This is a genomic window from Micromonospora sp. NPDC023737 (genome assembly GCF_040639715.1).
Classification (GTDB): Bacteria; Actinomycetota; Actinomycetes; order Mycobacteriales; family Micromonosporaceae; genus Micromonospora.
The window spans coordinates 903393-917105 of sequence record NZ_JBFAAL010000001.1; the positions used below are offsets into that span (position 1 = coordinate 903393).

Genomic DNA, 13713 nt, shown 5'->3' on the forward strand with positions numbered 1-13713 from the left:
CGGTCCGGCTGGGAATTATCGCCACACCGTGCGACGCCTACCGGACTGGCGCGGCTTTGGTCTTGACCGTCGGCTTGGGCCCCGGCTTGGCCGGCTCGTCGCCGATGTCCTTGGTTGGCTTGAGGACTCGTACGTCGAGCATCCGGGCGCGCAGGGCCATGCTCGTGTCCATGGTCAGCAGCCGGACGGGGAGCGTTCGGGTGTAGGGCTGCAGCGCGAGTGTCCTGTCGATGATCTCGTCGTCGCTGTCGGTCAGCCGAACGTGGTACGCATCGTCGAACAGCACCTCGATGGTGACCTTGTCGTGGGGGACACCGCCGGTCTCGATGACCTCTTTGTGGTTATCGGCCTCGCGGATCGTCACGCGTGATCGCGGGTGCTCCAGCAGCTCGTCCAGAACGCCTAGGGTGTGCGCGGCACGCCATCGGCTCTGCTGGTTGCCCGACTCCTTGAGCCGGTCCAACTCGTCGATCACCACCCGGGGCACCACGAGGCGTACCTCTTCGTACCCGATGTTGAGCAGATCCGCGTACGCGATGTCGCGGATCTTGTCTGGGTAGTGGATGAAGACGCTGGTGTCCACCACTATCACGTAGGCGTCGGAGCTCCACCTGTCGATCTCGGCCTTCAGCGCTGACCATGCCTGTTCCCACACGTCGGCCCGCTCGGTGAGCTCGGCGCTGAGCAGGTCCTGGGTGAACCGGTCACGGCGGTCGCCGAACTCGGCCAGGTGCCAGAACCGTGGCGTGAAGATGAGCCGGTCGATGTCGGTGGGCCGGATCTGGTTGCGCAGGACCCGGGCGTTCTCGTTCGCCCAGTCCAGGTACTTGGTCAGGTCACCGTGGTTATTCCCGATCGTGGCCTTGGCCCGGAACAGCAGGTCGAGCACGTGGGATGTCTGGGCGCCGGGCGACAGGGTGACGAGCATGACGACGATCTTGCCAGCGCTGTCCACCCAAGCAGCAGTGACGATCGGCGGCAATCGCAACTGACTTTCGGACAGCATTCAACATCCGGACAGCGCACGTGGCGAAGCCAGCCCTCACGGGCCGGAGCGAGCACAATGGTCAGATGGTTGCAGAAACCGGAGTGTCGATCCCCTACCGCGCTGCATGGGTGCCGGACGACGATCCGGAACGAGATTGGGACACAGCCTCAGCGCTGGCCCTGCGGTGGCTGGATGCGGAAGCATCCCACTCGGGCGGCACTGTCGTTCTGGTGACCCACTCGTTCGACAACGGTGCGGGCAGCCAGGTGCTCAGCCGGTTCACCCGCGGCCGCAACCACCTGACCACGCGGTCCAGCTCGTTGCCCGGCGTCCGCGGCCCGGTCCTGGCGTACGTTCCCACTAGTGAGGTGCTCGCCCTGGCGATCGCCAGGGCGCAGGGGTCGGCGCTGTGTGTGGTGGAGAGCGTCTCCAATCCTGTGCGCGGCTGGGCGATGGTCACTGGTGCCGTCAACTTGATCACCGGGGAGACGGAGGTACTCGACGAACGGCTGCGCCAGCACCTGGACCGCTTGAAGTTCTACGGCAACAACGGCTACGGCCCGAAGTTCGATCAGGATCGCGCCCGCAATGTGTTGGACGACCTCAGAACCGATGGCCTGCTCAACGTCGATGTCATCGTAAGCGCGCTCGCCGCGCTGAACGTCTCCGTGCGGGGGCAGGAGAAGATCCGCGAACTGGCGAAGAGGTAGAGGCTCCGACTCGCGCGGAAGGTAGGGGCAGCAGGCAGCACGGGATGGTCCTGCTGCCTCTACCTCGGCCGGATGTGGTGCCAAGACCTTGTCGTCTACGTTGCGGCCGGTCTGGTGCGGGAGCCCAACTGGATACCAGCTGATGCGGTAATGGTGGTCACCGCACGGTCTGAGCTATAGAACGTCGAGTCAGCAAAGGCTAGCGATGAGGGGAGATCGGGGTTTCCATCCTGGCGAGCCTGCGAGAAGGCCAGGTCGGCAGCGACTTCCTCGCACTGTTGACCAAGGTCATGCGGACGCAGTTGAAACGTCTTCCGATCCTGCACAATGGTCGGCACATGGATGATGATCTTGTGCTTGACTTTGTGCAGGACTTTGCCGAGCAACGCTGGGAACGTACGGTCACGGCGATCCTTACAGGGGCAAGCGACGACGAGTCCATGCAGCCGCTGCTGTCCAAGATCGTATATAACTGGCTAGTTGACGGGGTCCGCAAGACCGACGTCGGATCGGTGCTGCGCCGACTCCGAGAGCACTTGACCGAGGACTCGACGTTCGAGATGGTTGCCGAAGGCGAGCCGGGCGCGGGGCGGTGGCGCTTGTCAGACACCGACGGGCCGCCCTGGGGCGGGCGCATCGAGGACCTAGTTGCCGCTGCCTATCGGGTGCCTGCCCGAGCGGTTCGCTGGAGTGATCCGACTCGGCGACCTCCGATCGCCAACGCTGCTGATTTGACGGCCGTATTGCGGGAGGTGCTTGAAGCCGCCGGTGGTAAGAGTGTCGAGCTGCATCAGCTCGTAGCGGTGATCGTGCAGCGCTTCCCTGCGACGCTCGACCCGGAGTCCCGTGCGATCGACGAGGAGCGCCACCCGGTCCAGGCCACCGAGCTGCCTCCGGACCTTGCATGGGAGGTTCAGCTGGAGGCGTCCGAGCAGATCGACCTCGCAGCCAGCATCTTCGCCCAGCTCACGTCCCAGGAGCGGCAGCTACTCCCTCTGCTTGTCGACGTTTCGGCCGTTCAGGCGCATCTGGGCTGTGGACGCAGCACCGCCTACACCAAGATCAAGAATTTGAAGGTCCTGATTCAGGAGCTTACCGGCGCCTGTGACGACCCCGAGCAGGTTGGGCGGGAGGTACTGGTGCTGTGTACCGGCTAATAGGTGCCCTAGAGGGGCACGCCAGCGCCGCCCGCTTGCTGGGATTGGACAATTTGGCTGGTGTGCCGTCAGTTCCTGGTAGAGCGTGCCCCAGTGCCAGAGGAGGTTCATGGTGATGGCCGAGCTGCCTGACCGTCTGCGCCGCCTCGCGGAGTCGCTACAGGTCCCCCGCACACTGACCACTGCGGCTTTGTGTGACCGGCTCGGCGATCCCTGCCAGGTCGAACCAGCAACCGGACAGGTGTGGCAGGCCGAATGGGACAACGTCTCGCAGCTGGTACTGCTCCTCTCTACGGAGGGGCGGCACTGGCACGTCGTGCCGGTGTCGGTCGAGCCGACCGGGGAAGACGAGCAAAGTCTCCTCGTTAGCCCGGACTGCACAACGCTTCCAGTTGAGGTCACAGCATGGGCAGGGCTGGCCACCTCGATTCCGACCGGGACGCTTAGCCGCGCTATCGACAACTGGTCCGCCAGTATCACCGCCTGGTGCGCCGACACCTCAACCGGCACCATCCGCACACCCCCTCCAGGTACCCGTCGAGGACGGCCGGCTGTCAATCCTTTCGACAGCAGTACCGCGGTCCGCGCCAGCCTGTCGGACGATCTTGACGTCCTGGGAGCCGCGCCGCTGGTCCCGGTACAAGCAGCGCAGGCCGTGAACCTCAAGTCGGCCGCCGCCCGTGTGGGACTACCTGCCGTGATCACCGCTCTCGGGCTCCCACAGCCCACCGTGATGAAGATTTTGCAGGGAAAGCAGCCGGTGACCCTGCAGCAGGCCGAGGTCCTGGCTCAACTGCTTGGCTACGCCGCCGAGGAAATCATGGCGACGACGGGCGGGCTGCCTGCGGACCTTGCGGTGGAATTGGAGCAGCCGCGATGGCGGACAGCATGGCGATCGATCGCCCGCCGTTTGGACGTTTCAGAAGACGTCGCACGGCTTCGAGCCGGGACTGGAACGTTCGCGATGGCGTTTCGTCAGACTGGCGGCACCGCCCCGGACTGGCGCAGGCGGATCGGCCAATGGCTCGCAGCCTCCGAAACCGCGACAAGCGGAGCCGAGCATGGCGAGTAGGGCAACATCGGCCGCCGTAAAGACGCAGGCTATGGCCATGCTGGACCGGGTGGAACAGCGCCAGCCCGGCGTACTTGACCGGCTGCGCGTCGATGCGCTCGCCGAGGTGCAGACCTGGCCGGACGTGCAGGTGCGGCTGGTCGATGAGACCTCGTCGACCGCCGGGGGGTGCTCGGTGGCGGGAAGCTACAACGACGAAACTCAGCCGCCAACGCTCTGCGTGGCCGTGTCGGCCTCACCAGGTCGTCGTCAGTTCACCGCGCTGCACGAGCTCGGCCACCATCTTCAGAACACCGACACAGACCTCGGCACCAGGATCCTAATGGCCGCCGACGACCGTTTCGAGGACGACGCCTGCGACCTGTTTGCTGCCCGAGTGCTACTGCCCGACGCGGTGGTGTCCGGCTGCTTCGGCGACCAGACGCCCACGGCCGGCGACATCGTCGCGCTCTACCGCAAGTCCAGCGCGTCGCGCGCCGCTTGCGTCGTCCGTGCGGCCGAACACCTCGCCAGCTTCGGCGCGGTCGTGCTCTACGACGCAGACGGCGCCGTGTCGTTCGCCACGGCCAAGGGCATCTACCCGCCGGCTCGCGGCAGCGACCAGTCCCAGACAGCGCTGGTCGCCGCCGCATTGCGCGACCCGTGGCGTGCCGACGGCGCGGCGTTCACCGCCGACAGCACCACGATCCGCTACCGCTCCGGACACAGCAGCGACCCGCTCTACGGGCAGGCCGCATGGTGCGACGGCTACCTGATCGCCGTCCTGGTGACGGACCACGCCCCGTGGCAGACGTTCTCCCCACCCCGGCCCGGCGTGCCGGCCCAGCGGCAGCCGACCGAGGCCGAGTGCGAGGTGTGCGGCAACCTCTTCGAGGTGACCGGCCTTTGCGCCACCTGCAACGAGCCCCGCTGTCCCTCCGGACACTGCACATGCACGCTGAAACGCGAGCGCCGCTGCGAGCATTGCATGTTGACGTACGGGCTGGCCATGTTCCCGGCCGGCGGAACGGTTTGCCGGGACTGCCTCTGACCTGCGCGTCATCGCAGGTTGGACGGATCCCGAGATGCGTCGTCAGAGGTGGATGAGGGCCACCGACGGCCCTTCAGCACCCCGACCAGGGTGCTGCCGACGAAGCGCTGCGCCGCGATGCAGCGCGGATTGGGGGCCACCATATGGGTCACACCGCCGAACTCCTGTCCACCGTCCGTCTCCAGATCGACGCCAGCGACGTCCCGCTGAAGGAGGCCCGCGTCCGGCTGCAGCTGGTGCGCGACCTCGCGACGGGGTTGCCCGGCTCGCTCCGGACCTACGCCAGCGGTTCACTGGCGCACCACACCATGAACCACCCGGTGACCGACGGCGACGGCGGGCTCGTGCTCGACCGTCGCTGCTACCCCAACCTCGGCCCGGAGGGCGGGGGTGAGACGCCGACCAGGGTGGCTGAGCAGCTGTGTGCGCTACTCGGTCCGGGAGTCCGCAAGACGTACCCGAAGGCACGCTGCGGCACTTCGAAGCGTGGACCGAAGTTGTCGTTCAGCGCCCCGGTCGATGGCCAGGACCCGACGGTCGACCTGGTCGTGGCACTGACCCGCCGCGACGGCGACGGCCTGTGGATCCCGAACCTGGAGAAGGACCGCTGGGAGGCCTCGCACCCCGAGGGCCATGTCCAGCTGTTCAACGCCGGACCGGCCCCGCTGCGCACGACCCGCCGGATCGTGATCCGGCTCCTCAAGGCCTGGAACAAGCAGTACACGACCCCGGGCATGTCGTCGTTCCACCTGTCCACGCTCGCGTGGGAGTTCGTCGACACCGGCATGGGCGTGCCGACCGCCCTGCACACGGTGCTCGACCGCGCGGCCACCCGGATCAGCCGTGGGTACGCCACGCCCGACCCCGCCGAGGTGTCCGCACCGTTGAAGCTGCTGCTCGACCGCACGGTCGTGGCGACCCGGCTGCGCAAGGCCGCCGACGCGCTCGCCGAGGCCCTCGCGAACGACACCGACGAGATGGCGGTGCAGGCGGCGCTGCACAAGATGTTCTGGAAGTACATCGACGACCCGAACAACAACGGGCTGGCCGCCGTAGCCGACCTGCTGCGCCAGCGCCAGCCGGTACCCACCACCGCGCTGGGGCTCGCCGGGCCGGCGGCGCTGGTGGTCCCGACCCGCGCCTACGGCGGCCGGTCGCCGCGGTGACCCGGAGGCCCTGGCGGGAGCCGGCCTGGTTCGCCAGGCCGGCTCCACGGCTACGGTTCGCTGCTCAGCTCGCCGCCACCGGCGTGCCAGTCGGGGTAGTTCGCCCACCTCGGCGGTTCCGGGGCGGGTACGCGGTGCGGTGCACCGTGTTCCCGCCGGGTATTGAACCGAGGCAGGTGACCATCGTGTTCTCCACCGGCTCGCCGGAGGTGCCACGGGTGTTCGTAGACGGACCCACTGAGTCCCCGCACCGCTACGACGGTGGGGAGCTGTGCATGTGGTGGCCGTTCGACGGCCCGGAGCAGCGGTGGCTGCGTCGCGATGGCGCGGCGGCGCTGCTCGGGCATGTCGTCGCGCATCTGGTTCGGGAAGAATGGTGGCGAAGGACGGGCGAGTGGGTTGGCGACGAGGCACCCCACAACCGTTAGGAGAACGTGTGCCCCCTACCCCACCGCCGACGGCACTAGCCGGCCTCGTGCCGGCCCTCTCCAGCGCCGCTCCCCCGGTACCGCTGTCGAGCAGTAGCGCGATCGTCGTGGCAACGGTCGGGACCGGGCCGCCGCCCCAGGCCCCGCAGCCGCAAGCGGCCTCAACCTTGGCCGTGGCCGGCGTACTTTCCGGGGCGGTGTTTGCTGCAGTCCTGACCGCCTGTATCACGGTGTGGACCTCGCGGCGCAAGAGCCGTGAGGAGGAACGCGCCCGGCAACGTGACCTATTCGCCAGCGCCTTTCAGGCGTACGCGGCATACAAGGAGATGCCGTACGCGATCCGTCGGCGCCGCCACGACGACGGTGCCGCCGAGCGTGTCCGATTGTCCGAAGCAACGCGGGAGATCCAAAGCAAACTGAGCTACTTCACCGCTTGGACCGCCGCCGAGTCCAGCACCGTGGGCGAGGCGTACACCGCTCTCGTGCGCGAACTGCGCAAGGTCGCCGGGGGTGCGATGCGCGAGGCATGGCAAGCCACGCCAATCACCGAGGACCCCGCGATGAACATCCCGCCGACAGTCATCGACCTATCGTCGCTACTCCCGCTGGAGACCGCCTTCACCGATGCCGTACGCGCCCACCTCGCCGCGCTTGCTCCCTGGTGGGCCAGATAGGCGGTGCCTTTCAAGCCAGCTTGGAGAAGCGCTCGAAGTATTCGGTCAGCTTCGCGATGACGCGCTCCTTCTTGGCGCCGAGGTTGTTGTCCTTCGCGAAGCGCGAGACCGGTGGCAGGACCTGGGTGATCGCCGTTCCGTTGGTTGCGATCGCGCCGTCGCGGAAGGCCGCTTCAATAAACGACTTCGTATGCTCGGGCCGAAGGCGCTCGGCGTCGATGATCTCGGCGAGTTCGGCTTCTCGTCGTCGAGTGACGAAGACGCGCCAGTCGTCGTTGACCTCGCCGGTGACCGACATGGAGTCGACAAATTCCATGATCAGGTCCTTCTTGTTTCGCAGCGACGGGCTGGCATCGATGGCATCCTCGATGGCACGCAGCGGCATCCTGCCTTCGTCGCCCATATTGGCCTGGCCCTCGTCACGCCACCTCTGTACCAGCATCAGGATGTAGTCGAAGTTGACCTCAACCTGCTTGATGAGCTCGATCTCGAAGACGACATCGTCGAGGATTGACTCCTTCTCGCCGGTGTCCCGCTTGCGGCGCCTCTCCCAGAGTGCGTTGTAGACGCTCGTGTAGTTCTGCAGTTGCCTCGGTGGCAGCGACTCGTCGTGAGCAAACTCGTCGAAGGAGGTCAGGATGTTGCGCAGTCTGAGGATCCGGCCGAAGAGCACGACGAACGCCCTCTCCTGAGCCTCCCCGAATGGCTCGGTTCCGGGCGGGCACTGCTCCAGAAGTTGCTCAACCAGGCTGACGTACGCGGTGTGGTAGTAGGTGTACGGCTTGAGCAGCACCACTCCGTTGGCCTCGGAGTTGCCGAAGAGCACCAGGGCATCGTCGACGGCCTTCTCCAGATTGCGGAAGCAGACGATGTTGCCGTAGGCCTTGACCGAGTTGAGGATCCGGTTGGTGCGGGAGAACGCCTGGATCAGCCCGTGGGACTTGAGGTTCTTGTCCACCCACAGCGTGTTCAGTGTGGTTGCGTCGAACCCGGTCAGGAACATATTGACCACGATGACCAGGTCGACCTCGCGATCCTTCACTCGACGCGCGAGGTCCTTGTAGTAGTTCTCGAACTTCGCCGCCGAGGTGTCGTACGTCGTGCCGAAGGTGACGTTGTAGTCGCTGATCGCGCGTTCAAGGAAGTCGCGGGACGAGGCGTTGAGCTGGTCCGCGTCCATCGCCTCGTCATCGAGGATGCCGCCGACCTCCTCGTCCTCGTTGACCGCGTAGCTGAAGATCGTGGCGATCTTCAGCGGCTGGTAGGACGGATCCGCGGCCGCACGCTCGGTCTGCTGCCGGGCGAACTCGTCATAATAGATCTTCAAGGCGGGGATTGACGCGGTCGCCAGCATCGAGTTGAAGCCACGTACTCGCTTCTCACTCAGGCTGTACCCTTGGGTGCGCATAGTCTTGGTATCGAAGTGGTCGAGGACATACGCCACAATCTTCCGAATTCGCTCGGGATGGCGCAGCACTTCTTCGATGTCGATTCCGGCGACCTGCTTGTCTTCGACGTCGTCTGCTGCCTGCACGGTGTTTTGGTAGGAGACGCGGAAGGGAAGCACGTTCCCGTCGTTGATCGCGTCCAGGATCGTGTAGCTGTGCAGTCGGTCGCCGAAGATATTCTCGGTAGTGTCCTTTGTCGCCCCGCCGGCGTTCTGCGGGAAGATCGGGGTGCCGGTAAACCCGAAGAGGTGGGAGCGGCGGAAGGCCTTGCGCACCGCGGTCCCCATATCCCCGAACTGGCTCCGGTGGCACTCGTCGAAGATCAACACCACGTGACCCTCGGTGATCTCGTGGCCCTTGTTCTGCTCGATGAACCGCGACAGCTTCTGGATCGTGGTGACGATGATCGAGGCGTTCTGATCTTGGAGTTGCCGCTTGAGCTCGGCGGTCGAGCGTGACCCGTTGACCGAGTCCCTCTCGAAGCGGTTGTACTCCAGCATCGTCTGGTAGTCGAGGTCCTTGCGGTCCACTACGAAGAGAACCTTGTCGATACCCTCCATCTTCGACGCAAGCTGCGCGGTCTTGAACGATGTCAGCGTCTTTCCCGACCCTGTTGTATGCCAGATGTAGCCGCCGGCCTTCGGCCCAGTCGCCTTCGCCGAGGACACCACTCGCCGCAGGATGCGCTCAGCCGCCACGATCTGGTAGGGCCGCATCACCAGCAAGATGCGAGAGACGTCGAAGACGCAGTACTTCGTTAGCACGTTCAGCAGCGTGTGCTTGGCGAAGAAGGTACGCGTGAACGCGGTGAGGTCGCCGATGCGCCGGTTTTCCGCGTCGGTCCACCACGAGGTGAACTCGAACGAGTTCGATGTCTGCTTACGCCTACGCTTGCCGCCCTCGGACTCAGCCACCTTCCGGGCACGAGTCGTGTTCGCGTAGTACTTGGTGTGCGTGCCGTTGGAGATCACGAAGAGCTGGATGTACTCGAACAGTCCGGCATCGGCCCAGAACGACTCCCGCTGGTAGCGGTTGATCTGGTTGAACGCCTCCTTCAAGGGCACCCCACGCCGCTTCAGCTCGATATGCACCAGCGGCAACCCGTTAACCAGGATCGTCACGTCATAGCGGTGCTTGCGAGCCGTACCGGCACCCTCACCGATCGTATCGTACTGGTTGATCACTTGGAGTCGGTTGGCATGGATGTTCGACTTGTCGATCAGCTTGATGTTCTTGCTCGTGCCGTCGTCACGCGCGAGGACCTGGATCGGGTCCTCCTGAATGCGCGCCGTCTTCTCGACGATGCCCTCATTCTTCGAGGCAATCTTCTTGGCGAAAAACCAATTCCACTCATCGTCACTGAAAACCACACTGTTCAACAGCTCCAGCTGACGCCGAAGGTTTACCTCCAGGTCAGCCGATGACGCAATGCGAAGTCGCTCGTACGCCTGCTGCTCGAGCAGCTCGATGAACTCAGCTTCAAGCTGGGCCTCGGACTGGTAGCTCTGATCGACACCATCGTCCGGCTCGTACGCCGCAACGACGGTGGATTGGTCGCTCATCGCGATGGGCGCATATCGTAGCGCCGAGTCGGGTGCCTCCACTCCGCTGGCCGGACTCACGCCACCCGCTCCTTGAACTTCAGCAGCTTGTCTCGGTAGTGCTCGTACTGGCGCGTGCGGGCTTCTAGCTCAGCTTGCAGCTCAGCTTGCAGCTCAGCTTGCAGCTCACTCATCTTATCGAGAATCCGTACGATTTCGTCCTGAAGCTCGGGTGGAGGAACCGGGATAGTGACTTTGCTCAGACCGCTACTGGAGAGCCTCTTCACCTTGGCGCGTGCGACATACTGCTCCTTCTCGGCGCGGAAGGCGCTCGTCTGGAAGTAGTAGGAGACGTAGGTCGGATTTAGTTCGCTCCGGAACAGAAATGAGTCATCGTGGATAGCGACCTCTCCTTCACCGAGCCATGCCACGGCCTTACCCACATCATCAACCGTCTCCCCTACACCAGCGACGATCACATCCCCCGGCTGGGCGTAGCGCAGCTGATTGCGCAGATCTTCTCTCACATACGAGACGGTGGCGCTCGCGGACACGCCATATTCTGTGTAGATTTCCCCGTAGTGGATACAGGGAATTCCTTCTTCAACCATGTCAGCCTTAGTGAAGCGACGTCCGCGGACAAAGGTTCCGATCTCACCGAGCCTCATGCTCTTGACACCATCCGGGCAGTGCTCGGCAAGCAGTTTACCGATCTTGCTCATGGTGCCATCACTCCACTTGATGAGACGTTCACTCTGCCAATATTCCATCCGAGTGCATCGATCGCGCGCTTCATCTCCTGGTCGCTGGCGACATTCTGGATGATTCCGATAACTAAGCTTCGGCAGGGGTGGTACTTCTGCAGGGCCACTTCCTCGTTTGAATTGCCATGGACGACTTCACTCAGCTCGCTGAACAACTTGTATCCGTCGCTGGAGAACGCCAAGGGTATGATGTGATGCTGCTCATCAACCTCTCGAAGGAGGTGTCGGAACGGCTTGGGTCGGCCATTGTTGCCCATGGTGGTTATGCCTGCGATATCGGCGACCTGGTTGGTGATTGCTTCGAAAATCTTCCGGAGGTAGACCATGGATCCTGCACCTAGCTGCACCTCGTATGCGAGCTGCGCTCGCTCCAGTAGGTTATCGAAATCACCTGCGCCGACTCCGACCCGACTCGCCATGCCGCGTCGGTTGTCTACATAGCGCTCCAACCTCACGGTCGGTGCCGGTCCGTCGAGTTCATCCCTGGACACTACGAGGAACCAGGCTTCTACGGGCGCTCCGCAGACCGGGCATTTGAGGCACGCGTCGATGCTTACCACACGATCACCAACGCCAAGGCAGGACAGCTTGTCACCCGACATGAACGTCCGAACATCGTCGCAGGTCTTGCACTTGAAGTTGATGGCGACCTTGCCGACCTCGATCGTCTTATGTTTACCCCAGGCTAGGCGAGCGTTGAGGAAGCGCTCGACCTGTGCTTCCTCACTGGCAGGAGCTTTGGATAGCAATTCAGACAGTCGCATCGTCAGATTCCAGGTCGCCGACAATGGCGTCGATTTGGGTACGCAGCTCAGCCTGGCGGGAGACTACGCGGGAGATTTCGGCGTTTAGCACCTTGATATTGACCGCTTCGCGAACGTCCTCCGCCGCGACGTAAGAGCTGACAGCGATGTTGTAATTGTTGTCACGGATGGCCTCATAGTCAACCAGAGCCGCGAAGTGGTCAACGGGCGCTCGACGGGTGAACGCCTCCAGAATTTTGGCTTGGTGACCGGCGGCGAGCTTGTTCTTATTTCCCTGGCGTGTGAACTCTGCCGAGGCGTCGATGAAGAGCACCCGGTTGTCGGTTTTCGCCTTTTTCAGCACGATGATGCAAGTCGCGATCGCCACGCCGAAGAAGAGGTCCGGTGGGAGCTGAATGACGGTGTGGACGTAGTTATTGTCGATGAGATATCTGCGGATTTTTTGCTCCGCACCGCCGCGGTAGAGCACACCGGGAAACTCAACGATCGCGGCCGTTCCGTTGACCGCCAACCACGACAGCATGTGCATCGTGAACGCCAAGTCAGCTTTCGATTTCGGCGCCAGCACGCCCGCGGGGGCATACCGCTCGTCGTTGATCAGCAGCGGGTTCGAGTCGCCTTCCCAGCGCGTGGAGTAGGGCGGGTTGGAGACGATCGCCTCGAACGGCTCGTCGTCCCAGTGGTACGGGTCGATCAGCGTGTCGCCGTGGGCGATATCAAACTTCTCGTACGGGATGTCGTGCAGGAACATGTTGATTCGGCACAGGTTGTACGTGGTTAGATTGATCTCCTGACCGAAGTAGCCCTGCCGGACCCCATTGGGCAGCACCTTCTTGAACTTCAGCAGCAGCGAACCCGAGCCGCAGGCGGGGTCGTAGACCTTGTTCACCTCGGTCTTGCCGACCACCGTGATCCTGGCGAGCAGCTCGGAGACCTCCTGCGGTGTGTAGTACTCGCCGCCAGACTTGCCGGCCGAGGATGCGTACATCTGCATCAGGTACTCGTACGCGTCACCGAACAGGTCGATGGTGTTCTCATTGAACTCGCCGTTGCCGAAGTTCAGCGATCCGATCGCGTCGAGGAGCTTGACCAGCCTCTCGTTGCGCTTCGCGACCGTGGGGCCGAGCTTGCTGCTGTTGACGTCGAGGTCGGCGAAAAGGCCTTTGATGTCGTCCTCCGACGGGGTGCCGACCGCACTGGCTTCGATGTTGGTGAATACCCGCGTCAGAGTCTCATTGAGATTCTCATCCTTGCTAGCCCGCTCACGCACGTTTGCGAAGAGGTCTTGGGGCAGGATGAAGAAGCCCTTCTCCTTTACCGTCTCCTTGCGCCCGAGCTCGGCGTCGGCGTTGGACAGATAGCGGTAGTCGAAGTCCTCGTTGCCTGCGCGGCGCTCGGCCTCGTTGAGGTAGGCCGTCAGGTTCTCGGAGACGAATCGGTAGAAGAGCGTCCCCAGCACGTACGCTTTGAAGTCCCAGCCATCCACGCTTCCACGCAGGTCGTGGGCGATCTTCCAGATCACCCGGTGAAGTTCAGCTCGCTCCCGCTCCTTCTTGCGGTCCTCAGCAGCGGTGGTCCAAGCCGGCTCTGTCGTCACAGGGTGAAGTCTTACCAGAGCTCGTCGGCGCGACAAGGGAGTGGCCTCGTCGAAGCACTCGACTTGCCACCTGCGAGGTAACTCACGGTGGTATAGCCGCGACCGCGGGCGAGCGCGTGGTTGCCGTCGAACTGGGCCAGCCAGCTGACAGCTCTGCCTGATCTACTGGCCCGTCCGCCTGGCATCGCATCGCGTCCACCGACGCCGATCCCGGTCCAACGGCTCCCGAGCAGCCACCGTGCCCACACCCAATCACGGACGTACGCAAGAAGACCCTGACCCGTCAGAGATCGAGCAGGCCAGGGCCTTGATAGTTGGTGCGCGTTGGCAGCGGCGGCGGGACACCGCTGAATGCTTCCTGGTCGCCTTCGGGG

General features: G+C 63.8%; 12 protein-coding genes. 7 read left to right on the forward strand and 5 right to left on the reverse strand.

Features of this window, described 5'->3' with window-relative positions; all coding sequences use genetic code 11:
* Positions 1–37: 37 nt before the first annotated feature.
* On the reverse strand, positions 38–955 hold the full coding sequence (locus AB0F98_RS03965; protein ID WP_357728198.1) for a PIN domain-containing protein: 918 nt from the start codon (positions 953–955) through the stop codon (positions 38–40).
* A 116-nt stretch (positions 956–1071) separates the two neighbouring features.
* Between AB0F98_RS03965 and AB0F98_RS03970 the strand changes: the two genes are divergently transcribed.
* From AB0F98_RS03970 to AB0F98_RS04000, 7 genes are all read left to right on the forward strand, one after another.
* Positions 1072–1698: a hypothetical protein gene (locus AB0F98_RS03970; RefSeq protein ID WP_357728201.1), complete on the forward strand. Its 627-nt coding sequence runs from the start codon at positions 1072–1074 to the stop codon at positions 1696–1698.
* A gap of 278 nt (positions 1699–1976) precedes the next feature.
* Entirely contained in the window at positions 1977–2855 is an 879-nt protein-coding gene (locus tag AB0F98_RS03975) for a hypothetical protein (protein WP_357728204.1), read from the forward strand.
* A 109-nt stretch (positions 2856–2964) separates the two neighbouring features.
* The gene (locus AB0F98_RS03980; RefSeq protein WP_357728207.1) at positions 2965–3927 is read left to right on the forward strand and encodes a hypothetical protein; all 963 of its coding nucleotides are present in this window, start codon (positions 2965–2967) and stop codon (positions 3925–3927) included.
* A 37-nt stretch (positions 3928–3964) separates the two neighbouring features.
* Positions 3965–4957 carry an ImmA/IrrE family metallo-endopeptidase gene (locus AB0F98_RS03985; RefSeq protein WP_357728210.1) on the forward strand — a complete coding sequence of 331 codons (993 nt, stop codon included), beginning with the start codon at positions 3965–3967 and terminating at the stop codon, positions 4955–4957.
* A gap of 143 nt (positions 4958–5100) precedes the next feature.
* Complete coding sequence (locus AB0F98_RS03990; protein ID WP_357728213.1) at positions 5101–6123, forward strand: hypothetical protein; 1023 nt, start codon at positions 5101–5103, stop codon at positions 6121–6123.
* Between the two features lie 176 nt (positions 6124–6299).
* On the forward strand, positions 6300–6551 hold the full coding sequence (locus AB0F98_RS03995) for a hypothetical protein (RefSeq protein WP_357728216.1): 252 nt from the start codon (positions 6300–6302) through the stop codon (positions 6549–6551).
* Positions 6552–6748: 197 nt separating this feature from the next.
* A complete protein-coding gene (locus AB0F98_RS04000; RefSeq protein WP_357728219.1) occupies positions 6749–7225 on the forward strand; it encodes a hypothetical protein in 477 nt (158 codons plus the stop codon).
* 10 nt (positions 7226–7235) lie between these two features.
* Here the strand turns inward: AB0F98_RS04000 and AB0F98_RS04005 are convergent, their stop codons facing one another.
* The 4 genes from AB0F98_RS04005 to AB0F98_RS04020 are packed head-to-tail and all read right to left on the reverse strand — an operon-like array spanning position 7236 to position 13339.
* A complete protein-coding gene (locus AB0F98_RS04005) occupies positions 7236–10295 on the reverse strand; it encodes a type I restriction endonuclease subunit R (protein WP_357728222.1) in 3060 nt (1019 codons plus the stop codon).
* Positions 10292–10936 carry a restriction endonuclease subunit S gene (locus AB0F98_RS04010; RefSeq protein WP_357728225.1) on the reverse strand — a complete coding sequence of 215 codons (645 nt, stop codon included), beginning with the start codon at positions 10934–10936 and terminating at the stop codon, positions 10292–10294. The genes AB0F98_RS04005 and AB0F98_RS04010 overlap by 4 nt, the downstream gene beginning before the upstream one ends.
* On the reverse strand, positions 10933–11742 hold the full coding sequence (locus AB0F98_RS04015) for a hypothetical protein (protein WP_357728228.1): 810 nt from the start codon (positions 11740–11742) through the stop codon (positions 10933–10935). Before AB0F98_RS04015 ends, AB0F98_RS04010 begins: the two co-directional genes overlap by 4 nt.
* Entirely contained in the window at positions 11729–13339 is a 1611-nt protein-coding gene (locus tag AB0F98_RS04020) for a type I restriction-modification system subunit M (RefSeq protein ID WP_357728231.1), read from the reverse strand. The genes AB0F98_RS04015 and AB0F98_RS04020 overlap by 14 nt, the downstream gene beginning before the upstream one ends.
* Positions 13340–13713 lie beyond the last annotated feature (374 nt).

What these genes read in the sequence shown, in the direction of transcription:
- AB0F98_RS03970 (WP_357728201.1), top strand. Translation starts at nt 1,072, where the DNA reads ATGGTTGCAGAAACCGGAGTGTCGATCCCCTACCGCGCTGCATGGGTG.
- AB0F98_RS03980 (WP_357728207.1), top strand. Translation starts at nt 2,965, where the DNA reads ATGGTGATGGCCGAGCTGCCTGACCGTCTGCGCCGCCTCGCGGAGTCG.
- AB0F98_RS03985 (WP_357728210.1), top strand. Translation starts at nt 3,965, where the DNA reads ATGCTGGACCGGGTGGAACAGCGCCAGCCCGGCGTACTTGACCGGCTG.
- AB0F98_RS03990 (WP_357728213.1), top strand. Translation starts at nt 5,101, where the DNA reads ATGGGTCACACCGCCGAACTCCTGTCCACCGTCCGTCTCCAGATCGAC.
- AB0F98_RS04010 (WP_357728225.1), bottom strand. Translation starts at nt 10,936, where the DNA reads ATGAGCAAGATCGGTAAACTGCTTGCCGAGCACTGCCCGGATGGTGTC.
- AB0F98_RS04015 (WP_357728228.1), bottom strand. Translation starts at nt 11,742, where the DNA reads ATGCGACTGTCTGAATTGCTATCCAAAGCTCCTGCCAGTGAGGAAGCA.